Here is a 21,986-nt window from a genome sequence, read left to right as displayed (position 1 = left end):
CCATGAAACGCAAGCAAGGCTTCACCCTGATCGAGCTGCTGGTGGTCATGGCGATCATCGCAACGCTCATGACCATCGCCATGCCGCGCTACTTCGAAAGCCTCGAGGCCAGCCGCGAGGCAACCCTGCGTCAGAGCCTGGCGGTGCTGCGCGAGGCGCTGGACCACTACTACGGCGACACCGGGCGCTACCCCGAGTCGCTGGAGCAATTGGTGGAACAGCGCTACCTGCGCAACACCCCGCTGGACCCGGTCACCGAGCGCCGCGACGGCTGGCAGCTGCTGCCGCCACCGGAAGGCGTGGCTGGCGGGGTGGCCGATATCAAGAGCGGGGCAACCGGGAGGGCGCGTGATGGCAGCCTCTATGCCGAGTGGTAACGCCGGGTTCACCTACCTGGGCGTGCTGCTGCTGATCGCCACCAGCAGCCTGGCCCTGGCTGCCACCGGCGCCCTGTGGGCCACCAGTGCCCAGCGCGAACGCGAGCGCCAGTTGCTGTGGGTCGGCGGGCAGTATGCCCAGGCGCTGCGCAGTTACTACCGCGCATCGCCAGGGCTTGCCCAGTACCCGCAGGCGCTCGAGGAACTGCTGGAAGACAACCGTTTCCCCGCGCCCCGGCGACACATTCGCAGGCTTTATCCCGACCCCCTGGGTGCTGGTGACTGGGGCCTGTTGCGCGCCATCGATGGGCGCATCACTGGCGTGTACAGCCGCGCCGACGCCACACCGCTCAAACGCAGTGGTTTTGTCGCCCAGTGGTCGGGGTTCGAAGGGCTGGAGCGCTACAGCGACTGGCAGTTCGTCGCCGAGCAGGCTTTCGCCGAAGGCGGCAACGGCGCCCGCCGCCAGAGTGGCCCGGGAGATACACCATGAAGCACCTGACGTGCATCGCCTGCCTGCTCCTGGCATTGCAACAGGCGTCGGCCTGGGCCGGGGCCGAGGATGAAATGATGGGTTTCATCGTCGACAACACCATTTCGCACATCGGCCACGACTTCTACTGCGCCTTCGCCGACCGCCTGCGTGCTAGCAGCCAGCTGGATTTCAACCTGGTGGTGCGCGAACGCCCGGATGCCCGCTGGGGGAGCCTGGTGACCGTGGAATACGAACGCGAGGTGCTGTACCGGCGCTTTTTGCCGCCGAACACCACGCAGCTCAACGACGAGGCCATCGCGGCCGCCGACCTGGTGCGCCAGCAGATTGTCCAGCGCAAGCTGCAACGCCTGCTGCAGGACACCACTGACCTTGAGAGGGACGAGCTATGAACACCCTGCTTACCCGCAGCGTCACCGCCTGCCTGCTGGCCGCAAGCCTTGGCGTCCAGGCCACCGAACTGGTCTACACGCCGGTCAACCCGGCATTCGGCGGCAACCCGTTGAACGGCACCTGGCTGCTGAACAACGCCCAGGCGCAGAACGATCATGAAGACCCCGACCTGAAAAAGCGCACCTCAGCCTTCACCGGCACCTCCGCCTTGGAGCGCTTCACCAGCCAGCTGGAGTCACGTCTGCTCTCGCAACTGCTGGACAACATCAACAACGGCAATACCGGCAGCCTTGCTACCGACTCGTTCCTGGTGGATGTAATCGATGATTCCGGAGCCCTGAGCATCCGCATTACCGACCGCGCCACCGGGGAAATCTCGATCATCGAGGTCAGCGGCCTGAACCCCTGAGAGGGACTGGCCCATTGGATTGGGGAGAACCGCCATGAAACGCCTGCTGAGCACGTTGTTGATCCTCGCCACCTTGCAAGGTTGCGGCTTGCGCGAGCTGATGCCCGCCGAACAGGACCCGGACAGTCCGACCCTGACGCCGCGTGCCTCCACCTACTATGACCTGCTCAACATGCCGCGCCCCAAGGGCCGGTTGATGGCGGTGGTATACGGTTTCCGCGACCAGACCGGGCAATACAAACCGACCCCGGCCAGTTCTTTCTCCACCAGCGTGACCCAGGGCGCCGCGAGCATGTTGATGGACGCGCTCAACGCCAGTGGCTGGTTCGTGGTGCTGGAACGCGAAGGGCTGCAGAACCTGCTGACCGAGCGCAAGATCATTCGCGCCTCGCAGAAAAAGCCCGACGTGGCGCCGAACATCCAGAACGAGCTGCCGCCGCTACAGGCCGCCAACCTGATGCTCGAAGGCGGCATCATTGCCTACGACACCAACGTGCGCAGCGGCGGCGAGGGCGCACGCTACCTGGGCATCGACATCGCCCGCGAGTACCGCGTCGACCAGGTCACGGTGAACCTGCGCGCAGTGGACGTACGCACCGGGCAAGTGCTGGCCAACGTCATGACCAGCAAGACCATCTACTCGGTCGGGCGCAGCGCCGGGGTGTTCAAGTTCATCGAGTTCAAGAAGCTGCTGGAGGCGGAGGTGGGCTACACCACCAACGAACCGGCGCAGCTGTGCGTGCTGTCGGCAATCGAGGCGGCGGTAGGGCATTTGCTGGCCCAGGGTATCGAGCGCCGGTTGTGGCAAGTGGCGGAGGGTGGCAGCGGCGACCCGGCGGTGGTGGAGAAGTACCTGGGGCAGTATCAGCAGCCGTGAACCCTGGGGCCTTGTGGAGAATTGCTGGCCCTATTGGATCCATGTGCTACTACTTGAAGTCGACACGCGCGATTGCAGAAACGGATGGTCGCAGAGGCAGGGAGTTCGCCAGCGCTGATGTCCCTCGCCAAGTCCGGTCCCTTCCTGCACCGCGTTGTGCGTGACGCATTCATCACCACAAGGAAGGCAACATGACCGAAGTCACCCTGATCGAAACCGTAAGCGCCGACTCGCTGACCACGCTGCTGCAGGACGCCGGCTGCCGGGTCAACCGCCACGAGCAAAACCACGTCGTGCAACTGCTCAGTGCCAGCCAGGGCGTGGGCTACGCCGTACGCTTCGGCAACCAGGCGCCGGGCAAGGAGGGCGAATTCTTCGACTTCACCTTCAGCTGTGCGCTGCGTGTGCAGGGCGAGTTGCCGGAGGGGCTGGTCGGGCGTTGGAATGCCAGCCGGCGGTTTGCCCGGCTGTCGGTACAAGGCGAGTTCCTGGTGCTGGAGCAGGACGTGGTGGTGGCCGACGGCGTGAGCCAGAAATACCTGCTGGGCAGCCTGCTGCTGTGGGACCGCCTGCTACAGGAGTTCATCGTCTACGTACGTGACTACAGCCGCAACGTCGCCGAACAGGCGCCTGCAGGCGCCGCAGGTGCGGCGCAAGCTTCGTGACGGGGCGTACCCTGTGGGCCAGCGCCGGTGCGCTGGCCTTGGTGGCGGTTGCTGTGGCACTGAGCATGCGGCCGGGTGATGAACCGGTGGCCGCGCAGGCCACCGCTTCCGGCCCGGTGCTCGCAAGCCTTGGCGAGCAAAAGGTGGGTAGCGACGAGCTCAAGGCCCTGTTGGCCCAACTGCCACAAGACACCCGCGAGCGTCTGCTTGGCGATCGTCCAGCCCTGGAGGCGTGGCTTCGTACACGCCTGGCAGAAAAGGCGCTGTATCGCCAGGCCGCGGCCAAGGGCTGGCCGCAGCGGCCCGAGGTGCAGGCGCAAACCCGGGCCGCCACCGAGCAGATCGTGCTGCGCGGCTACCTGGTATCGGTCAGCGAGGTGCCTGCCGATTACCCCAGCCAAGCCGAGCTTGAACAGGCCTACCAGGCCAACCAGGACGAGTTGCAGATACCTGTGCGCTATCGCTTGAGCCAGATCTTCCTGCGGGTGGAAAACCCCAAGGACGAGCAAGAGGTGCAAAAGCGCGCGCAGGCCTTGCTCAAGCAAGCTCGCGAGGGCGACTTCGCGGCGCTGGCCCGCGAGCATTCGCAGGACACCGGTAGCGCCGCGCAGGGTGGTGACACTGGGCTGCAACCCTTGGCTCAACTGTTGCCTGAGGTTCGCGAGGTGGTGACGCAGATGAAGGTCGATGGCGTCAGCGAGCCGTTGCGTAGCCCGGCGGGGTGGCACATCGTCAAGCTGGTGGAGCAGCAACCAGCCCGTGCGGCCACGTTGGAGGAGGTAGCGCCGCAACTTCGCCAGGTGATGCGGGCGCAGCGCCAAGAGCAACTGGTGAAAACCTATGTGGAGGGCATGTTCGACAGCGCCACCCTGAGCATCGACGGCGCGGCGTTGAACCAGGTGCTGGAGGCCAGTCGCTCGTAAGAACGCCGCTATACCTGTGGGAACGGGTTTACCCGCGAACACCGGCAACGCCGGTGCCATTCACCGCGTCGCCTGCTTCGCGGGTAATCCCGTTCCCACAGGGACCGCGCAAGCTTTTAGGTATTGCGTAAGCGCGAAAATGCCGCCAATGCGTCTGAAAAACCCTACCCAGCCTTGCGCAATGTAAGGTTGATTCGCCGTTCCCCCATGCGCGGATGCACGCCGGGCTTGATCGGCAGCACTCCATGAAACCGCAGGCGGTCCTCGCCACCCCACACCAGCACGTCACCATGGCTCAACGGCACATGCCGGGGACGGTCGCTACGTTGCAGGCCGCCCAGCAGGAACACCGCCGGCAGGCCCAGGGAAATCGACACGATCGGCTGGCTGAAGTCGCGCTCGTTGCGGTCTTGGTGCAGGGTCAGCCGGGTGCCGGGCAGGTAGTGGTTGACCAAGCAGGCATCGGGCACGAAACCGTCGAAGCCGGCGGCCTGCGCGGCCTTGCCTGCAAGGTCGAGTAGAACCTGGGGCAGGGCAGGCCATGGTTGGCCGCTTTGCGGGTCTAGCAGGGTGTAACGATAACCTTGAGCATCGCTGACCCAACCCAGCGTGCCACAGTTGCTCAACGCCACCGCCATGTGCTGCCCGCCTGGGGTTTGCATGTGCCGGAACGGCGCGGCGCGCAGCACCGGGCGCAGGGCATCGAGCAGCGCTTCGAGTGGGGGCAGGGCAAAGCCAGGCAGCAATACGGTGTGCGTGGCCAGGCGTTGCGGCTGGGGGCCGAACAGGTCGAGGTCGGACTGGATCATGGCGGCTATCGGGTGGGTCGAGTGCCCATGGTAGCTCGATTGAGTCGGCTACCCGTAGGCAAAAAAAGAACCGCAGCGCCAGGGAGGAAGCGGCTGCGGCTCAAGGGGGAGCGGATTACTGCTGGGTCACGGTGGCAAGGTTGGCGTTGCCCACTTGGCTGATGGTGGCGTTCATATTGGCGCCGCTCTGGTCGACGAACGCCTGGTTGGCGTTGCCAGCCTGGGTCACGTAGGCCACGTTGACGCCGTCGGCCTGCTTGATGCTCGCCTCGTTGCCGGTGCCGTACAGCTGGTAGGTGTAGCTCTGGTTGCCCGCACCCGACTGCTCCAGGGTGATGCTGCCGCCGTTGCCGGCGGCCAGGCCCTCGGCGTAGTTGCCGGTGCCGCGTTGGTCGGCGACCAGCAGGTTATCGCTGCCGTTCTGTTCGAAGTACAGCTCGTTGTTGCTGTCGACCTGGCGGGTCTGCATCTGGTTACCGGAGCCCACCTGGTTGAGCCTCGCTAGCTGCGAGCTGCCTTCCTGGGTGAGGTTGACGCTGTTGCCGGTGCCGGCCTGGTTGATCTCGGCGCGCTGGTTGCTGCCGAACTGCCCGCCGGGCAGGTCGCCTTTCCAGTTGCTGGCCATGATCTTGTTGCCATTGCCGGTGGTGTTGACCACCAGGCTGTGGTTGTCGCCGCTCTGGTAGGTGAAATGCAGGTTGTCCTTGCCGTTCTGGCTGATGCTGGTGACCGACTGGTTGGCCTCGTACTGGTCCGACCAACTGGCGTTGCGCTGGCCGTTCTGGGCAAGGCTTGCGCTGTTGCCCTGGCCGAAGCTCTGGTCGATGTAGCCTTCGTTGTTCTGGCCCTGCTGGATCACGGCGGCCTGGCTACCGACCTGGTTGTCCTGCCACACCTCGGTGGAGTTGCCGATGCCGTACTGCTGGATGCCGATGCTGCCGCCCTGACCGTCGCGTTGGTCGCCGTATGCCCAGTTGGCGTTGCCATCCTGGTAGATCTCGATGTTGCCGTCCTGGTGGGTCATGTGTTCGGCGGCAGCGAAGTTACCGGTGCCGCCTTGCATGATCAGGCTGCGGTTGTTGCTGCCGCCGAACAGCTGCTCGGCCACTGCCTCGTTGCCCTGGCCCCATTGCATCGTGGTGGCCTGGCTGCCCAGTTGGGTGTCCTGGTAGACCATCGAGTAGTTGCCGGTGCCTTGTTGGGTTTGCAGGGCCTGGTTGTTTTCGCCCACCGACTGGCTGGCAAAGGCATCGTTCAGGCTACCGCCGGCCTGCTGGGTGATCTGGCTGCCGTTCTCGAACAACTGCTCGGCGTAGCCGGCGTTGAACGAGCCGGTGGCGCTCTGCTGGATATGGCTGGTGCTGGTGTCCTGCACGGCCAGGTGGTTGTGGTCGTGGCCAGTCTGGTTTTGCGTGGCCGAGGCGAAGGGCGCCAGGCTTTGCTGCACTTCGGCGATGTTCTGGTTGCCCTGCTGGGTCTGGGTGGATGTGCTGTCGTCGGCCATGACCTGGCCGGCGAGGGCCAGCGCGATGGCGGCGCTCAGGGGTGCGAGCTTGTTCATGGTGGTGCCTCCAGGTCTATCGGTATTGGGTGATGTGTAGGGTTTGGCCGTTTCCGGCCTGGGTCACGGCGCTGTTCAGGCCCGTGCCGCTTTGTTCTATCTGTGCGCTGTTGTAGTTGCCGATCTGCTCGATCTGCGCGCTGTTGTGGCTGCCGCTCTGGCGGATCGAGGCGCTGTTGCCTTGGCCTTGCTGGTGGATAGTGGCCAGCAGGTCGGTGCCTGCTTGCAGAATGAACGCCTCCTGTGCGCCCCCGGCCTGGACGATGCGGCCCAGCAGGGCCTGGCCGTTCTGGTCGAGGGCGGCGCGGTTGCCGCCGCCCTGCTGCTCCACCACCGCGGTTTGGCCTGCGCCTGCCGGCAGCAGGCGTACCACCAGTGGTTCGCCGAGGTCATTGCCAGCCACCAGGTCGGCGTTGTCCATCAGGTCGTCGGCCCAGGTGGCCGGGGCCATCACAAGCAGGCTGAGCAGCAGGGCGGGCAGGCGCATGGCGTTCACTCCTTCGGGCTACTGCACGTTGACCGGCACGGTGCGCACGGTGCCTTGGCTGCTGCGGATGGTCGCCGTCGGGTTGGCCGTTGGGATCACCGTGGTGCTGTTGCTCACCGCCAGGCGCCAGCGGCCGGTAACCGGTACCGTGGCCGTGCCCAAGGTCACCAGGCCGTCCGGGGTGGTCACCTGCACCGTGATGGTGTTGCCGGTGGTCACCGAGGAGGTGCCGCTGATGTCCCAGTTGAAGCGGTTGTTCGAGCGGGCCGTGACGGTGGCCGCAGTGACCGCGAAGGTCTCCTGGGCGGGCCGTGGCGACACTTGCACGGTCACCGTACCGGGGCTGGAGGTGGCGCCGACGGCATCGCGTACCACGTAGCTGAACGTGGTGCTGAACGCTGCGGTGACGGTCGCTGGCGGCGTGTAGGTGACTTGGCTGCCATCATGGCTGACTGTGCCGCGTCCGGCCGGAGGCTGGGTGACACTGGCGATCGCCAGCGGCAGGTTGCCCTCGGGGTCGGTGTCGTTGCCCAGCACGTTGATGGTCAGCGGCACGCCCAGGGTTGAGGCGGTGTCGGCCACGGCGGTCGGCGCCTGGTTCGGCGCGACGTTGATGGTCACCGTCGCGGGTGTTGATTTCAGCCCCTTGGCGTCCTGGGCGCGGTAGCTGAAGGTTGCGGCGAAGGCGCTGGTTGCGCCGGGCGGCGGGGTGTAGGTGATGGCGGTACTGCCGTTCTGCACCACCGAACCGAGGCCGGTGCCGGGTTGGCTGAGGTCGCTGATGGTCAGTGGTACGTCGCCATCCGGGTCGCTGTCGTTGGCCAGCAGGTTGAGGGTCAGCGGTACGCCGACGCTGGTGCTGCCATTGTCCGCCTGGGCCAGCGGCGGCTGGTTCTCACCGATGATCGGCGCAATGCCGACGATGATCACCGGCTCCACATCGCTGCCGCCTGCGGCGGATTTGATCGTGACGCTGGCGGGTGGCTGGGTGAGGTCGTTCACGGTCAGGCTTTGCAAGGTCCCGGCCTTCGACAACCGGCCATAACCCTGGGCGACCAGGTCGGGCACCTGCACTTCGTCACTGGAGCTGGCCTCGATGAACAGCCGTTTATTGGCCCAGTCGTAGCGTGCGGTGCGCACCTTGACCACGTCGGTCAGCTTGCTCGACAGCGCCGTGGGCCGGGTGCCGCCGGTGCCGCTGCTGGCAGTGACCACCACCACGGGAGGCGGTGCGGCTTGGCTCAGTTGCTGGCTGAAGAACAGCCCGTTGTTGTCCGCCAGCAGGCTGAACTGGCAGGGCGAAGGTGGCGAGCCGACCAGCGCCAGGCCATTGCGCAGGCACAGGCTGGCGTTGTTCGGGGCCTTGGCGAACACCTCCACGCGGGTGCCGGCAGCGTTGCGCTGGTAGCTGGCGCGTTGCAGTTCCACCGGGGTTTGCGCGCGTGGGTCGAGCACTTTGCCGGAAACCGTGAAGACGTTGGTCTGGATGGTCCCGGCCGGGCCTTGGATACGCACGAAGTTGGTGTTGAACGGGCTGCCGGTCACCGGCTCGGTGATGTTCGGGTCGCCGACGAAGGTTTCGCTGGCGCCGGTGTCCGGGTTGACCTCGGTGTAGGGGCCGCTGGCACCGCGCAGGAACGGGCCGAGGTCGCCATTGAGCGCACCGCTGAACACACCTGGCGCGCCGATACCGATGTCGCGGGTAATGTTGATCGCCCGTCGGCCAGCGGTGGTGACGTTGACTGTTTCCACGCCATAGGGGTGGGTGATGGTGTAGGTGCCGGTGCGTGGTACCGAGGCGCGAATGCGGATGCGCGCGAAGCTCTGCTGGTCACCGTCCACCGGGTTCTCGGCGGCGAACGCAGCCTCCAGGCCTGCGACATACACCTCGAGCTCGTAGCCGCTGTTGCCGACCTGGGGTATCTCGGTCTCGGCCAGGAACCAGAACATTTCTGGCGGCCAGTTGTCGGGGAACACCAGTGGCAGGGCATCGTCGTACACCCCAGGCTCGGGCAGCAGGGTGCACATATAGGCCGGTGCGCCAGGGCCGCCGGGGTTGCGCGAGCTGGTAGCGCGGGACTGGCACAGCTCCAGCGACAGGTCGGTCGAGTCCTTGTACCACATGGGGTAGCGCCCGGTGGCCAAGGTGTAGGGGCCGGTATCGACTTCGGTCAGCGCGGCCCAGGCCGCGCCGCTGAGGGTGAAGGTGAGCCCGGCGGCGCATAGCGCCCGGCGTGGCCAAGTGTTCATGCTGCCTCCTTGAAGGCGGGGCCTTTGTCTGTTCATGGCAGCAGCACCACGTCTTCGCTGTCGCTGCCGCCGTGGGCGCTGGTGACTTGCACCCGGGCCGGCGGAATCGGCGACAAGCCGGTGGTGAGCGTCTTCACCGCGCCGTTGCCGGCCAGGCTGCCGATCAGCGCGCCATTGCCGGTGTGGGCGGTGAGCGCCGGTGGGCTGGTTTCGTCGCTGGTGCTGGCCACCAAGGTCAGCTGGCCGCTGGCCAGGCTGTATTCGGCGCGGGTGATGGTTACCAGGTCCGTCAGCGGCAGGCTGGCGCTGGTGGGGGTGCTGGTGGCGATGGCCAGGCTGTTGTCGGCGGTCACCTGCAGGTTCAGCGGCAGGCTGGGGTTGAGTACCGACTGGGCGTACCAAGCGCCGGTGCCGTTGGCCTCGGTCAGCGCCAGGTTCGGGGTCTGGCTGGTGAGGGTGACGGTGGCTGGGGCCGGGGGCGCCATGACGAACACATCCTGCTGGGCGCGCAGGTCGCCGTTGTCGCTGTGGCGCGAGTAGGTGCTGCGCAGCGGCATCATCGGGGTGGGCCGGTTGACCGTGGATAGCTTGCCGGACACTGCGAACAGCTCGGTGCGCAGGTCGATGCCGTTGGGCCCTTCGATGCGTACGAAGTTGGTGTTGAACGGGCTGCCGGTCACCGGCTCTTCCAGGTTGGGGTCGCCGATATAGCGCTCGCTCGCGCCGCTACCGGGGTTGGTCTCGGTGTAGGGGCCGTTGACGCTGCGCAGGAACGGCCCGACATCGCCCTTGAGCGCGCCGGTGAAGTCGCCGGCACCGGCGATGCCGATGTCGCGGGTCATGTTGATCGCCCGGCGTCCGGCGGCGGGTACATCGAACACGTCGACGCCGTAGGGGTGGGTGACCACGTAGGTACCTGCCACTGGCACATCGACGCGGATACGCACCCTGGCGAAGCTGACCTGGTCGCCTTCGACCGGCTCTTCGGCGGCGAAGGCTGCCTCGATGGCGGTGCCATAGCTCAGGTCGATGCCGCGGGCGGCGTCGACGATGGCCGCGTCAGCGGTGAACCAGAAGGCTTCGTCAGGGAAGTTGCTGGGGAACTGGATCGGCTGGGTGTCATCGAACACGCCAGGTGTCGGCAGCAGCGTGCACATGTACGAAGGCGCCCCCGGGGCGCCGGCCACGCGTGAGCTGACCGCCTTGGACAGGCACAGGTCCAGGACCCGGCCATGGCTGTCCTGGTACCAGGCGGCGAAATTGCCGTTGGCCAGGGAATAGGGCCCGCTATCGACCGCATACAGCGCAGCCTGGGCCGGTAGCTGGAGCAGGCCGGCGAAGATCGCCACGGCCAGCGGGTGAGGTGTCGGTCGGTGCATGAGAACTCCCTCCTGCAAACGGGCCCAATGGGTTTGGGGCGTCTGAGGGGGGATCGGCAACTGTTGTGCCAGGTTGTTTTGGCGGGGCTGAAAGCCTTGCAGCGCAAGGGCTGCGGCGATCGGGTGGGGGCTTTTTCGAGCCGCTGGGGGTGGGCGCTGGCCCCCAGGGTTGGGGAATGGGATGGGGCAGACTGCGCTTAGCGCAGGCGATCGGGGCTGTTGAAATTGGCTAGCCGGTCGTCGTCGGCGGCGCACTCCAGGGGTTGGACGGGCGCCTGTAGCAGTGCCTTCTGCAAGCTCCGCTCACCGGCCTGCCAGGCCTGCTCCAGCAGCGGTAGCATGCGCTTGGGCAGCACGCAGAACATGGGTTGCCAATACCCGTTCTGGCGCACCATGGCCGCGCTGTCGCCGCGCACCGCCAGGCTCAGCAGGTCTTCGAGCAGGGCCTGGTCCACCCGTGGCGCGTCGCACGCCAGCACCAGCAACCAGTCATGGCGCGCCACCGCAAGCCCGGCAATGACCCCGGCCAGCGGCCCTGGGAAATCGGCGTCGGTATCGCTCACCAGCGTGTCGGCATAGGCGCTATAGGCTGCATGGTTACGGTTGCAGGAAATCACCAGGTCATCGGTCAATGGCCGTGCTGCCCGCTGTACATGAGCCACCAGCGGCTCGCCTTGCCAGGGCACCAGGCCCTTGTCACGCCCGCCCATGCGCTGGCCACGGCCACCGGCGAGGATAAGGACAGAGCAGGGGGGAAGGGCGGTCGGCATGAACAGGGGTTCCGGGTAGTCAGGGCCTGGCACCCTCCCATTTCGTCGAGCGGTTGTCCAGCCGGCGTGTACAGGGGCGGGTGTTAATACCTGTAAGACGTCTGTGAAAAAGTGTAAGGATCCTGCCAGGGTACAGGTAGGAATCTATATTCTGCCTGCACCTTCGAGGGTTTCCTTTTCTCATTATCACAAACACCTATGCCGAACATTTTCCTGGTCGAAGACGACCGCGCACTGTCGGAGTTGATCGCCAGCTACCTGCAACGCAATGACTTCCACGTACGGGTCATCGCACGCGGCGACCAAGTGTTCGAGGAATACCGTCGCCAGCGCCCTGACCTGGTGATTCTCGACCTGATGCTGCCGGGCCTGGACGGCCTGCAAGTGTGCCGCCTGCTGCGCCAGGAATCGCGCAGCCTGCCCATCCTCATGCTGACTGCCCGCGACGACAGCCACGATCAGGTGCTGGGCCTGGAAATGGGCGCCGATGATTACGTCACCAAACCTTGCGAACCACGGGTACTGCTGGCGCGGGTGCGTACCTTGCTGCGCCGCAGCGGGGTGCACGAGCCACGCCTGGACAGCGAGCTGATCCTGATCGGCGGGCTGTGCATCGACCTGGCCGAGCGCAGTGTCAGCTGGCGTGGTGCCCAGGTCGAGTTGTCGTGTAGCGAGTACAACCTGCTGGTGGTGCTGGCGCGCAACGCCGGCGAAGTGCTCAGCCGCGACCGGATCCTGCAGCAGCTGCGCGGCATCGAATTCAATGGCACCGACCGCTCGGTGGACGTGGCTATCTCCAAGCTGCGGCGCAAGTTCGACGACAGTGCCGGTGAAGCCCGCAAGATCAAGACCGTGTGGGGCAAGGGCTACCTGTTCAGCCGCGTCGAGTGGGAGTACTGAGGCGCCATGCTGAAGATCCTGGTGCGCCTGTACCTGGTGATCATCGTCGCCTACGCCGGTGCCTTGCTGCTGATTCCCAGCGCCATCGTCGGTGCGTTCCAGGAACGCTTCATCGCCTATAACCTCGACCAGACCAAAGGCGTGAAAACCTTGGTGGTGCGCCAGTTCCAGCAGGCCCCACGCGAGAACTGGCCGCTGGTCGAACAGGAACTGAAGGCGGCGTTCGCGCCGATCGAGCTGCAATTGCAGCGCATGGACGATGCCGACCTGTTGCCCGATGAGCGCGCCCGCCTGGTTCATGGCCTGCACGTGGTGCGCATCGCCGAGTGGGGGTACTACCAGACGGTGCTGGCGCCCTTGGGTGAGGGGTGGCTGGTACGTTTGCATGCGCCCCCGGACCCGGTGGACATCAACGTATTGTCCTGGGGGGTGACGGTACTGATCGGCGCGGCCTTGCTCGGCTGCCTGTTGCTGTGGGTGTGGCCGCACTGGCGCGACCTGGAGCGCCTCAAGGAAACCGCCCATCGCCTGGGGCGGGGGGAAATGTCGCAGCGCACGCACATTTCGCCGCGCTCGAACATCGGTGAGCTGGCCGGTGTATTCGACACCATGGCGGGCGACCTGGAGCGTCACGTCAACCAACAGCGTGAGCTGCTCAATGCCGTGTCCCACGAGTTGCGCACGCCGCTGACCCGCCTGGATTTCGGCCTGGTACTGCTGTTCGACGAAGTGCCGCCAGCCAGCCGCAAGCGCTTGCTGGAACTGGTCGGGCACGTGCGCGAGCTGGATGAACTGGTACTCGAACTGCTGTCCTATAGCCGCTTGGGAAACGCCGACCAACCCCGCGAGCGAGTCGAGGTGTCGTTGCTGGAGCTGGTCGACAGTGTGCTGGGTGCCTTTGCCGAAGAGCTCGACAGCCGTGGCGTGCAGTGGGAGGTGCGGGCAGACAACACCCTGCCACGCTTTGTCCTAGACCCGCGCCTGACCGCACGCGCCGTGCAGAACCTGGTGCGCAATGCCATGCGCTATTGCGACCGGCGCCTGTTGCTGTGGTTGCGGCTGGAGGCGGATGGCGCTTGCCTGCTGACGGTGGAGGATGACGGGATAGGCATTCCTCCGGAGGAACGTGAGCGCATTTTTCAGCCGTTCTACCGCCTGGACCGCAGCCGCGACCGCAGCACCGGTGGGTTCGGGCTTGGCTTGGCGATCAGTCGTCGAGCCATCGAGGGGCAGGGTGGCACCTTGACCGTCAGGCAGTCGCCGCTGGGCGGCGCACAGTTCAGGGTGCGCCTGCCGGCGGGTTAGCCGCCCATCCCCTCGGCCCACAGCACGAAACGGTCCTTGCCCTGGTGCTTGGCGGCGTACAGCGCTTGGTCGGCGTGCACCAGCGCCAGGCTCAGGCTATCGTCGCGGGCCACCTTGGCCAGGCCGATGCTGATGGTCACCGGGTGCTGCGCGAGGTCATCGCGCACTCGTTGGCACAGGGTGCTGACCTGCTGTTCGGCAGCGGCCTGGTCAAGCCCGTCGAAGAAGATCGCGAACTCCTCGCCACCAAGGCGCGCAAACTCATGGCCGACGATGCACGCCTTGATATGCCCGGCCACGCGCTTGAGCACCTCGTCACCGATGTCATGCCCGAAGCGGTCGTTGACCTTCTTGAAATTGTCGATATCGATCATCGCCAGGTACTGCCCGGCGGCGGCATGGCGCAACTGGCGTTCGGCCTTGGCCATGAACGAGCGGCGGTTGGGGATCTCGGTGAGTGCGTCGACGTAGGCTTGCTCCAGCAACACTTTGGACAAGTAGTAGTTGTGCAGCTTGGCCAGGCGCATGCGCAGGTAGCTGTAGGTCACCAGGCCGCTGAGAAACAGCGCGTAGCTCAGCAACATCGCGCCTTCGAGCTCCAGGGCATCGATATGGGTATGCAGGAAGGGGTTGAGCATGACCCAGGTGATGGCCATGGCGCAGAAGAACGACCAGCGCCGCACCGGCGCGACCGACACGCAATACAGCACGCTGGACACCCCCAGCACCAGCCACACCGGACGCAGTTCGATGGGGATGCCGTCGATCAGCAGGCGCATCCCCAAGGTGATGACTGCGATGAACAGCAGGTTGAGTACGTCGAAGTGATGGCTGCGGCGGGTGAAGGCCAGTACCACGGTCAGGCTGCACAACGCGGCGATGAACACGCCTGACAGCCAGGTGAAGCCTTGGCCTCCCAGGTAGCTGATGATCAGGTCGAAGACCAGCCAGATGACAATGCTGACGCAGAAGATCAACAGGCAGAACGGGCGCATCGCCTCGAATTCGTGCTGGCGGAATTCGGCGCGCAGGGCCGCAGGGGCGACCTGCTTGCGAATGTGTTCTTCGAGGGTCTTGTACATGGGAAGGCCCCTTGATGATCGTTTGTCAGCGCTGGGCCCTTCGCGGGCAACTCAACTGCGTGGCAGTACACCCCGCGCCCAAGGTCGATAACGCAGGTCGAACACGGCTTCGGCATGGCATCCGCTGCCTGCTGTCGGTTCTGCGGGTTCGGCGTGGAACGGCTGGCCTTCGCCACTGACCTGGCGAAACGCCTCGCGCACGATCCCCACGCTACAGGGCAAGGCACTTTCATAACCCTGGCGCACCATCGCAGGCAAGCGTCCGGTACCGACACCGTCCTGCCACCACACCTTCAGCCCAAGGCCTGCCAACTGGTCCAGCCACTGCGCATTGACCCGGGGAGCCAACTGCCCGGCGCTGAAGGCACTGATATGCAGAGGCTTGTCGAGGCGCCGGTTGAACGCCTGCAGTTGGCTGTATAGGGCACTGCGGCGCTCGGCCTCACGAAAGTGCACATCGTCCAGCTCCATGGGCAAGTACCAACCGGCCACCTCCAGATTCCAGCTCGAACGCACCTGCTGGTACTGGTTCAGCGAGCGGCCCAACTGAGCGTTCCAGTAGGCGCTCAACCCTGCGCTGTCGAGTTCTTCCAGACGCTGGTAATAGGCCGGGTCCATGTACAGCCCTAGCACCAGCTCAAGCCCCTGGGCGCGCGCCTGGCGCAGGCTTTCGGCCAGCCAGCCATGGGCGCCGCCGAAGGTGCTGTCGCCATGGGCGCTCCATTGCACGATCAGGGTCTTGCCGCCTTGCGCCACGGTGTTGCGCCACAGTTGCTGCCACTGCGCGGGGGTAATGTTTTCGTCGCGGTTCAGGGGTTGGTAGAACAGGCGCTGGTCGGCTGTCGCCGGCAGGCATAAAACGAGTAAGCAGATTGCCAGGAATGTGCGCATCAGAAGGTCATCTCCACACCCAGCAGCATGCCGTTGGCGCTTTCATAAAGGTTGCCACCCAGGCCCTGCTGGTACTCCGCGCGCACCTTGAGCGAGCCGCGGTAAGCGTTGTAGCGGTCATCGTCGAACCACCATTGCCAGCGCACACCCACGCCGGTGCGCAGGTCCTGGCGCCAGTCGTTGTCCGGGTCTTGGCTGGCGAATTCGAGGAAGCCATAGGGCATGATCGACTGCGGCGAGCCTACCGGCAGCTTCCAGGCATGGCCCTGTTGGTAGCGCGACAGCCAGGCTTTATCGCCACTGCGGGTCCACCAGGCGGCGTCGAGGTAGAGGAAGCGCTCGTTCCACTGGTCTTCATCGATGCGCCAGTCGTTGCGCCAGTCGCCCTGGTCGAGGAACGAGCTGGTGGCGCGCAGCAGCAGGTCGTTGTATGAGGTCGCGTGATTGCGCAGCTTGCTCCAGTTATTGCTGACCTTGGCCGGGCTGGCCAGTTCGCCCAGGCGCATGCGCTTGTGGTGCTCGAGCTCGACCTGGCGCTGGTGGTACAGCTCGGTGTAGAGGTTAAGGTTGGCTTGGCCGAAAGGCTTGAAGCGCAGGCCTACGCCGGTGCCCATGCTTTGCCCGTAGTTGCTGCGGCCCTCGGCGCCGAACAGCACCCGCCCATACACCGACACGGTGCTGCCATTGCGGCTGGGCTCATCGCCCAGGGCGTGGTCCCACATGGCTGTCTGTACGTTCTGCGACTGGGCGCGACGTGGGGCGTCGTCATCGATCAAGCGGTCGATGGTCGAGATGCCGCCCGGCGACCAGGTGCTGGCCAGGGTCACGGTGTCGCGGCGGGACAATGCCTCGTGGGCGCGGCGCTGGCGGTAGATGCGCGCTTCCAGGCTGCCGTATTCGTCGTCGCCATCGACCACGTTGCGTTCCACATCGATCACCCGGCGCAGCTCGCGGCGCGCTGCGGCGCTGTCTTCGACTTCGTCGTAGCGCAGCGCCAGGGTTTCACCCAGGCGGTAGTCCTCGGGGAAGTCGCGGGTGGCGCGTTGCAGGTAGGGAATGGACTGGCGGCGTACCTGTTTATCGCGGGCACTGGCCAGGCGCATGCCGTAGTCGGCGCGATAGCGTGGCTGGTCCGGGGCCAGGCGCACGGCTTCGGCTAGCCAGGCGGTGCTCTGGGTACTGTCGCCGGCTTGCTGGGCGGTGGCGGCGGCCGCGTAGAAGTGGTCGGCACGTGGGTTGCGCTTGAGTGCCTCGCGTTGATAGACCATGGCTTGGGCGCTGTCGCCCTGGCGTTGGGCAATGGCGGCACCCAGGGCCCAGTCATCGGCGCTTTGGTGTGGCGCGGCGTCCCAGTATTGGCGTGCGCTGTCAGCATCACCCAGGTTGAGCGCGCCACGGGCGGCAGTCAGGCGGGCGTTGGCGGTCCATTCATCGGCGCGCAGGCTGCGCCAGATCGGCTGGGCCGAGGCGGAGTCACCGGCTGCTTCCAGGGCGTAGGCCAGGGGCAGGCGGCTGCTGCGATCGCCCAGGCGCTCGGCCGCTTGGTAGTAGACCACTGCCTCGCCGGGCTGGTCGGGCATGGCGCAGCGGCCCAGCGCTCGGTACTGGCCGGCCTCGCTGGGGTTGGCCGGTATTGCCTGGCGCACGGCGGCGCACTGGCCGGCCTCGGCCAGGCGGCCGAGCAGCAGAGCGCGGGTCGGGGCGTCGACACGTGGAACCAACGTCAGCATGCGCGAGGTGTTCAAGGGACCGTCGTTGCGTGCATAGAGGGCGCCCAGGCGTTGCAGCAACGAAGGGCTCAGACGGCCCTGGCGGCGGTCGTAGGCCTGTTCCAGTAGAACCCGGGCGCGTTCGGCCTGGCCCTCTTCGAGCAGCATGAAGCTGGCCTGCTCCAGAGCGGCCAGGTCGCCGGTCTGGCGGTAGCGGCGTTCCCACTGCGCAGCGGTGCGTGGCAGCGCGGCCTGCGGCGGGTCGCCATACAGGCGCTGCTTGAGCACGGCGTAGGCACGGGGGTTTTCCTGGGCCTGGCAGCCGGCGAACTGCTCGCGGGCCTGGCCCGGGTCGCGTTGCGACAGCCAGTCGACGATCTCCAGGCAAGGACGTTCCAGGGCATTGCTCAGGCGCCGCACCAGGGCGACGTCGTCGCCATTGCGTGCCAGCTCCCACAGTTGTTGGCGCTGTTGCGGGTTTTCCTGCAGTTCCTCGGGCAGGCTGCGCAGCCAGCGCTCGGCCTGGCGCTGGCGACCAACGGCGATGGCGCGGTTGGCCATGGCCAGGCGGGCGTCGTTGGCGGCATCGGGGGAAGGGGCGCTGGGCAAGAGCTTCTCGAGGCCTGGGTCGTCCAGCTGCTGCACATAGGCATTGGCCAGGCGTGGCCACTCCTCGGCTGGCAGGGAGCCCTGGTCGGCCAAGGGTTGCAGTTGCGCGATGGTCTGGCCCCAGTCGCGCAGCCGCTCGGCGAAGATGGCCCGGGTGATGCGCAGTACCAGGCCATCGTCTTGCGCGGGCAGGCCGTTGAGCCATTGCAGCGCGCGTTCCGGGCCTTGGGATTTGGCCAGGCTCAGGCTGTAGGCCTGCCATAGGCGTTGACGGCGCTGGCCGGTGCTGGAAGCGATCCAGCTTTCGACCTGGCTGGCCGGTGGTGGGTCGCGTTCGATCCAGGCCAGGCGCAGCTCCAGCAGCGCGTCGGCCTGCTCCGGGGTGTCGCCCAATTGCTCGGCGGTCGCCTGGGCCTCCTTATAGCGCCCCTGTTTGGCCAGGGCCTCGGACAGCAAGGTGCGGGCCTCGTCGTTGTTGGGCACACGCTCGAGCACATGGCGGGTCAGGCGCTCGACCTCGGCCCAGTTGTTGTTCTTCGCCTCGCGGTAGCTGCGCTCCATGAACGGGTAGCTGGTGAAGCGCTGGAAGTCGCTCATGGGCTCGGCGGCCAGGGCCGGCAGCGTGGCGAGGTACAGCAGCCCGGCGAGGGTCAGGGGAACACGCGGCTTCATGCCATCTCCCGGATCAGGTCATAGGCGGCCTGCTGTTCGCTGGCCTGCTCGGCGAGGGCTTCCTGCAGCACCTCTTCGGTGATGATGCCGCGAGCGATCAGGTGTTCGCCCAGGGTCATGCGCTCGGGGTTGAAATCGATCAGTGCCTGGTTGAACAGGGCTACCGGCACCATACCGCGTACCTGCAACAGCGAGCCCAGCATGACCTGGTGGTGGCTGACCTGCTCCAGCAGCTCGGCGTCGTCCTGGTGACGCTCGAGCACCGCCAGCATTTCCCGGGTTTCCGGCTTCTGCCAGGGGCTTGGGTAGTGGTAGCTCAGGCCCAGGGCCACGCGGCCCTGGGGCGCCAATTGGCACCTGACCGGGCGTTTGAGCTGGCGGCTGATCACCCCCAGCGACACCTGGCTGACCGGTGTTTCGCTGGCCAGCACCAGGGTCTTGCCATCTTCGGCCACCGGCAGCACGCCATAATGGGTGGCCAGGCGCCGTGGCAGCTGGGCGATCAACGCCGGATCGAGCTTGAACGGGTTGAGCGGCGCCCAGGGCAGGTCGAGTTGTTCGGCCAACGCCTCGACCAGCTGCTCGCTGGTCAACAGGCCGCGCAGCAGCAGCTCGCGACCCAGGCGGCGACGTACCGGGTTGGTGATGGCCTCGTGCAGTTGTTGCTCGTTGATCAGCCCCTTGGCCAACAGGCGTTGGCCCAGCGGCGTGCGTGCCGGGGCAGCGATGGCGGGGAATTCATGGGTGGTCTTGTCCCAGGCCACGCGCCGCGAGTCGCCCATGGCCAGTACCTGGCGCAGGGCACGGATATTGGCGAAGAAGTTGACGAAGTTGCTCCACATCATGCGCGGCGCCGACAGCAGGCCTTCGCCGATGCCATAGAAGCGGGTGACGAACCAGAAGCGCTGGAACAGCCGGTTGAGCAGCAGCAGGCCGTTGAGCCACAGCAGGATCGAGAGCAGCTGGCTATCGCCGAGAATCGACATGAAGCGCCACGAATCGGGGGCGATCACCGTCACCAGCCACATCACCAGCAGCACCAGCAGCAACAGGTTGACCAGGAAGCTCAGCAGGTAGGCGAACAGGCCACGGCGGTCACGCCAGAGGAAATAGTTGAGCGCCCCGGTGCGGCTCCAGCCCAGGTTGGTGGTGCCCTGGAACACGATGCCGACGATCCACCGCGACTTCTGCCGAATGGCGTGCTGCCAGTCGCGCGGGAAATGCTCGCGCACGCAGATCACCTGGGAGAACGCGCGGCTCATGCCCAGGCGCCACTCCTGCTTCAGCGCCAAGGCCGGGTCGCTGATGGAGTAGCGGGCGAAGATGCACTTCATGCCTTTTTGCTTCAGGCGAAAACCGATGTCGTAGTCTTCGGTCAAGCTTTGTACATCGAAGGCGATGCCGTCACCGTCCTCGAGCAGCGCATCGATGGCGCGCTGGCTGAAGCAGGTGCCGACCCCGGCACTGGGCACCTGGCCGGTCAGGGCCTCGCGCACGATAACGTCCTTGCCGTGGTTCTCGGCGAACTCATCGACATAGTGCCCGGCGGTGAAACCTTTCCATTCCGGCGCGTAGGGGTACACCGGAATCTGGATCATGTCCTTGGCCGGCAGCAGGTAGTTGAACAGCCGCAGCTCCATGGGCGAGATCACGTCCTCGGCGTCATGCAGGATGAAGCCGGCGAACTGGATACGTGCGTCCTGCTGGAAGCGCAGGATGGCATCGATGATGTTGTTCAGGCAGTCGGCCTTGGAGGTAGGGCCGGGGCGGGCGCACACCACCTTGTGCACGTTGGGATAGTGCAGGCACACGGCGTCGACGTCGGCCTGGGTCTGCGGGTCGTTCGGGTAGGTGCCGACGAAGATCTGGTAGTTCTCGTAGTCGATGGTCGAGGCCGCCAGGCGCGCCATCTCGCCGACCACGCCCACCTCGTTCCAGGCCGGCACCATGATCGCCAGGGGTTTCTCCGGCACCTCGAACAGACGCTTCTCGTCGGCCTTGCTGTGCTTGTCATAGATACGAAAACGCCGCACCAGCGCCCGCACCCAGTAGCAGAGGTCGATGAACAGGTCATCCAGGCCCAGCACGAACATCAGCGTGGCCAGGGTGATTGCAAGGATCTTCAGGCCGAACAGCACATAGGTAAGGACATCGATGACCACCAGGCTCATGCGTCGTCTCTGCTCGTGTCGCGTTCCTCGAACCAGCGCTCCAGGCGCTTGGCGATATGTTCGCTGGCGTGGCCGTCACCGAACGGGGTGTGCACCCGTGCCATGCGTGCGTAGGCCTCGGGGTCGTCGAGCAGTTGGCTGGTTTCACGCACGATGCGTTCGGTAAGGGTGCCGACCAGCTTGACCGTGCCGCCCTCGAGCGCCGAAGGCCGTTCGGTGACCTTGCGCAGTACCAGCACCGGTTTGCCCAGCGCCGGGGCTTCTTCCTGCACACCGCCGGAGTCGGTCAGGATGATATGCGCGCGGTTCATCAGCCAGACGAAGTGCTGGTAGTCCTGCGGGGCGACCAGGTGAATGTTGTCGCGACCGGACAGCACGCTGTACACCGCCTTCTGTACCTGCGGGTTGAGGTGCACCGGGTAGACGAACTGCACGTCGGGGTAGCGCAGGGCAAGCTCGGCCAGGGCCAGGCAGATGCGCTCGAAGCCTGCGCCGAAATTCTCGCGGCGGTGGCCGGTGATCAGGACCATGCGCTGGCCATCGACCAAGGCGGCCAAGGGAGAGTCGGCGGCGGGCTGCCAGTGGGCCTCTTCCAGGTGCTTGCGCATCCACAACAGGGCGTCGATCACCGTATTGCCGGTGACCTCGATGTGCTCCAGGGGCACGCCTTCGCGCAGCAGGTTGTCGCGGCACTTGGTGGTGGGGGCGAAGTGCAGGTCGGCGAGCACGCCGGTCAGGCGTCGGTTGGCTTCCTCCGGCCAGGGCTGCTGCAGGTTGCCGGTGCGCAGGCCCGCCTCGACGTGGCCGATGGGAATGTGTCGGTGGAACGCTGCCAAGCCTGCGATGAAGCTGGTGGTGGTGTCGCCGTGCACCAGCACGATGTCTGGCTTGACCTGCTCATAGGCCTTGTCGAGCTTGTCCAGCAGGTCACGCGACAGACCGTTGAGGGTCTGGTTCTGGGTCATCACCTTGAGGTCCTGGTCGACGGTCAGGCCGAAGGCGGTGAGCACCTGCTCAAGCATTTCCCGGTGTTGGCCGGTGGAGCAGATATGCAGGTCGATGCCTGGCCATTCGCGCAGCACCCGGGCCAGGGGTGCCATCTTGATTGCTTCGGGGCGGGTGCCGAATACCATCATGACGGTGTGAGCCATCGTCGCGTTCCTCGTCCGAGTCCCTGTACGAAGTTGTACGATTTGCATCTGCGTGTAGAACGTAGATACAAGCAGGGGATAGTGGGGTTGTCCAATTCGCGTG

20 protein-coding genes are annotated in these 21,986 nt (G+C 65.7%); 9 read left to right on the top strand and 11 right to left on the bottom strand.

Going from position 1 to position 21,986, the window contains the following annotated elements:
- Window positions 1–2 precede the first annotated feature (2 nt).
- From ACQKPE_RS00590 to ACQKPE_RS00560, 7 genes are all read left to right on the top strand, one after another.
- Entirely contained in the window at window positions 3–377 is a 375-nt protein-coding gene (locus tag ACQKPE_RS00590; protein WP_427662834.1) for a type II secretion system protein, read from the top strand.
- Entirely contained in the window at window positions 352–870 is a 519-nt protein-coding gene (locus ACQKPE_RS00585) for a type II secretion system protein (RefSeq protein ID WP_427662833.1), read from the top strand. The genes ACQKPE_RS00590 and ACQKPE_RS00585 overlap by 26 nt, the downstream gene beginning before the upstream one ends.
- Window positions 867–1,262 (top strand): curli production assembly/transport protein CsgE, encoded by a 396-nt coding sequence (csgE, locus tag ACQKPE_RS00580; protein ID WP_427662832.1) that lies wholly within the window; start codon window positions 867–869, stop codon window positions 1,260–1,262. Before ACQKPE_RS00585 ends, csgE begins: the two co-directional genes overlap by 4 nt.
- Complete coding sequence (locus ACQKPE_RS00575; RefSeq protein WP_427662831.1) at window positions 1,259–1,672, top strand: curli assembly protein CsgF; 414 nt, start codon at window positions 1,259–1,261, stop codon at window positions 1,670–1,672. The genes csgE and ACQKPE_RS00575 overlap by 4 nt, the downstream gene beginning before the upstream one ends.
- A gap of 34 nt (window positions 1,673–1,706) precedes the next feature.
- The gene (locus tag ACQKPE_RS00570; protein ID WP_427662830.1) at window positions 1,707–2,549 is read left to right on the top strand and encodes a CsgG/HfaB family protein; all 843 of its coding nucleotides are present in this window, start codon (window positions 1,707–1,709) and stop codon (window positions 2,547–2,549) included.
- A gap of 191 nt (window positions 2,550–2,740) precedes the next feature.
- Entirely contained in the window at window positions 2,741–3,214 is a 474-nt protein-coding gene (locus tag ACQKPE_RS00565) for a YbjN domain-containing protein (protein WP_427662829.1), read from the top strand.
- Window positions 3,211–4,137 (top strand): peptidylprolyl isomerase, encoded by a 927-nt coding sequence (locus tag ACQKPE_RS00560; protein WP_427662828.1) that lies wholly within the window; start codon window positions 3,211–3,213, stop codon window positions 4,135–4,137. The genes ACQKPE_RS00565 and ACQKPE_RS00560 overlap by 4 nt, the downstream gene beginning before the upstream one ends.
- Before the next feature lie 164 nt (window positions 4,138–4,301).
- Here ACQKPE_RS00560 and alkB read toward each other — a convergent pair whose 3' ends face one another.
- From alkB to mobA, 6 genes are all read right to left on the bottom strand, one after another.
- Window positions 4,302–4,946 (bottom strand): DNA oxidative demethylase AlkB, encoded by a 645-nt coding sequence (gene alkB, locus ACQKPE_RS00555; protein ID WP_427662827.1) that lies wholly within the window; start codon window positions 4,944–4,946, stop codon window positions 4,302–4,304.
- Between the two features lie 115 nt (window positions 4,947–5,061).
- Window positions 5,062–6,507 carry a curlin gene (locus ACQKPE_RS00550; protein ID WP_427662826.1) on the bottom strand — a complete coding sequence of 482 codons (1,446 nt, stop codon included), beginning with the start codon at window positions 6,505–6,507 and terminating at the stop codon, window positions 5,062–5,064.
- A gap of 16 nt (window positions 6,508–6,523) precedes the next feature.
- Window positions 6,524–6,994: a curlin gene (locus ACQKPE_RS00545; protein ID WP_427662825.1), complete on the bottom strand. Its 471-nt coding sequence runs from the start codon at window positions 6,992–6,994 to the stop codon at window positions 6,524–6,526.
- Between the two features lie 18 nt (window positions 6,995–7,012).
- Window positions 7,013–9,244, bottom strand: a complete 2,232-nt coding sequence (locus tag ACQKPE_RS00540) for an Ig-like domain-containing protein (RefSeq protein WP_427662824.1) — start codon at window positions 9,242–9,244, stop codon at window positions 7,013–7,015.
- A gap of 32 nt (window positions 9,245–9,276) precedes the next feature.
- Complete coding sequence (locus ACQKPE_RS00535; RefSeq protein ID WP_427662823.1) at window positions 9,277–10,623, bottom strand: hypothetical protein; 1,347 nt, start codon at window positions 10,621–10,623, stop codon at window positions 9,277–9,279.
- A 197-nt stretch (window positions 10,624–10,820) separates the two neighbouring features.
- Window positions 10,821–11,393 (bottom strand): molybdenum cofactor guanylyltransferase MobA, encoded by a 573-nt coding sequence (gene mobA, locus ACQKPE_RS00530; RefSeq protein ID WP_427662822.1) that lies wholly within the window; start codon window positions 11,391–11,393, stop codon window positions 10,821–10,823.
- Between the two features lie 198 nt (window positions 11,394–11,591).
- Here mobA and ACQKPE_RS00525 point away from each other — a divergent pair, with 198 nt between their 5' ends.
- Window positions 11,592–12,293 (top strand): response regulator, encoded by a 702-nt coding sequence (locus ACQKPE_RS00525; protein ID WP_427662821.1) that lies wholly within the window; start codon window positions 11,592–11,594, stop codon window positions 12,291–12,293.
- A gap of 6 nt (window positions 12,294–12,299) precedes the next feature.
- Window positions 12,300–13,598, top strand: a complete 1,299-nt coding sequence (locus ACQKPE_RS00520) for an ATP-binding protein (RefSeq protein WP_427662820.1) — start codon at window positions 12,300–12,302, stop codon at window positions 13,596–13,598.
- On the opposite strand, the gene ACQKPE_RS00515 is transcribed toward ACQKPE_RS00520, so the two are convergent.
- Genes ACQKPE_RS00515 through wecB form a run of 5 tightly spaced genes read right to left on the bottom strand, consistent with a single transcriptional unit; the run spans window position 13,595 to window position 21,883 of the window.
- Window positions 13,595–14,680: a diguanylate cyclase domain-containing protein gene (locus ACQKPE_RS00515; RefSeq protein ID WP_427662819.1), complete on the bottom strand. Its 1,086-nt coding sequence runs from the start codon at window positions 14,678–14,680 to the stop codon at window positions 13,595–13,597. The genes ACQKPE_RS00520 and ACQKPE_RS00515 overlap by 4 nt on opposite strands.
- A gap of 51 nt (window positions 14,681–14,731) precedes the next feature.
- On the bottom strand, window positions 14,732–15,571 hold the full coding sequence (locus ACQKPE_RS00510) for a DUF4434 family protein (protein ID WP_427662818.1): 840 nt from the start codon (window positions 15,569–15,571) through the stop codon (window positions 14,732–14,734).
- Window positions 15,571–18,561 carry an NfrA family protein gene (locus tag ACQKPE_RS00505; RefSeq protein WP_427662817.1) on the bottom strand — a complete coding sequence of 997 codons (2,991 nt, stop codon included), beginning with the start codon at window positions 18,559–18,561 and terminating at the stop codon, window positions 15,571–15,573. Before ACQKPE_RS00505 ends, ACQKPE_RS00510 begins: the two co-directional genes overlap by 1 nt.
- Window positions 18,558–20,732 (bottom strand): cyclic di-3',5'-guanylate-activated glycosyltransferase NrfB, encoded by a 2,175-nt coding sequence (gene nrfB / locus ACQKPE_RS00500; RefSeq protein WP_427662816.1) that lies wholly within the window; start codon window positions 20,730–20,732, stop codon window positions 18,558–18,560. The genes ACQKPE_RS00505 and nrfB overlap by 4 nt, the downstream gene beginning before the upstream one ends.
- Window positions 20,729–21,883, bottom strand: coding sequence for a non-hydrolyzing UDP-N-acetylglucosamine 2-epimerase (gene wecB, locus ACQKPE_RS00495; protein WP_427662815.1), 1,155 nt, complete (start codon window positions 21,881–21,883; stop codon window positions 20,729–20,731). Before wecB ends, nrfB begins: the two co-directional genes overlap by 4 nt.
- Window positions 21,884–21,986: the final 103 nt, after the last annotated feature.

Origin of the sequence: Pseudomonas sp. NPDC089554, assembly GCF_050280645.1 — a bacterium.
Lineage (GTDB): Bacteria > Pseudomonadota > Gammaproteobacteria > Pseudomonadales > Pseudomonadaceae > Aquipseudomonas.
Note: the sequence above shows the minus strand (reverse complement) of the source record. Positions and strands in the feature narration are given on the sequence as shown.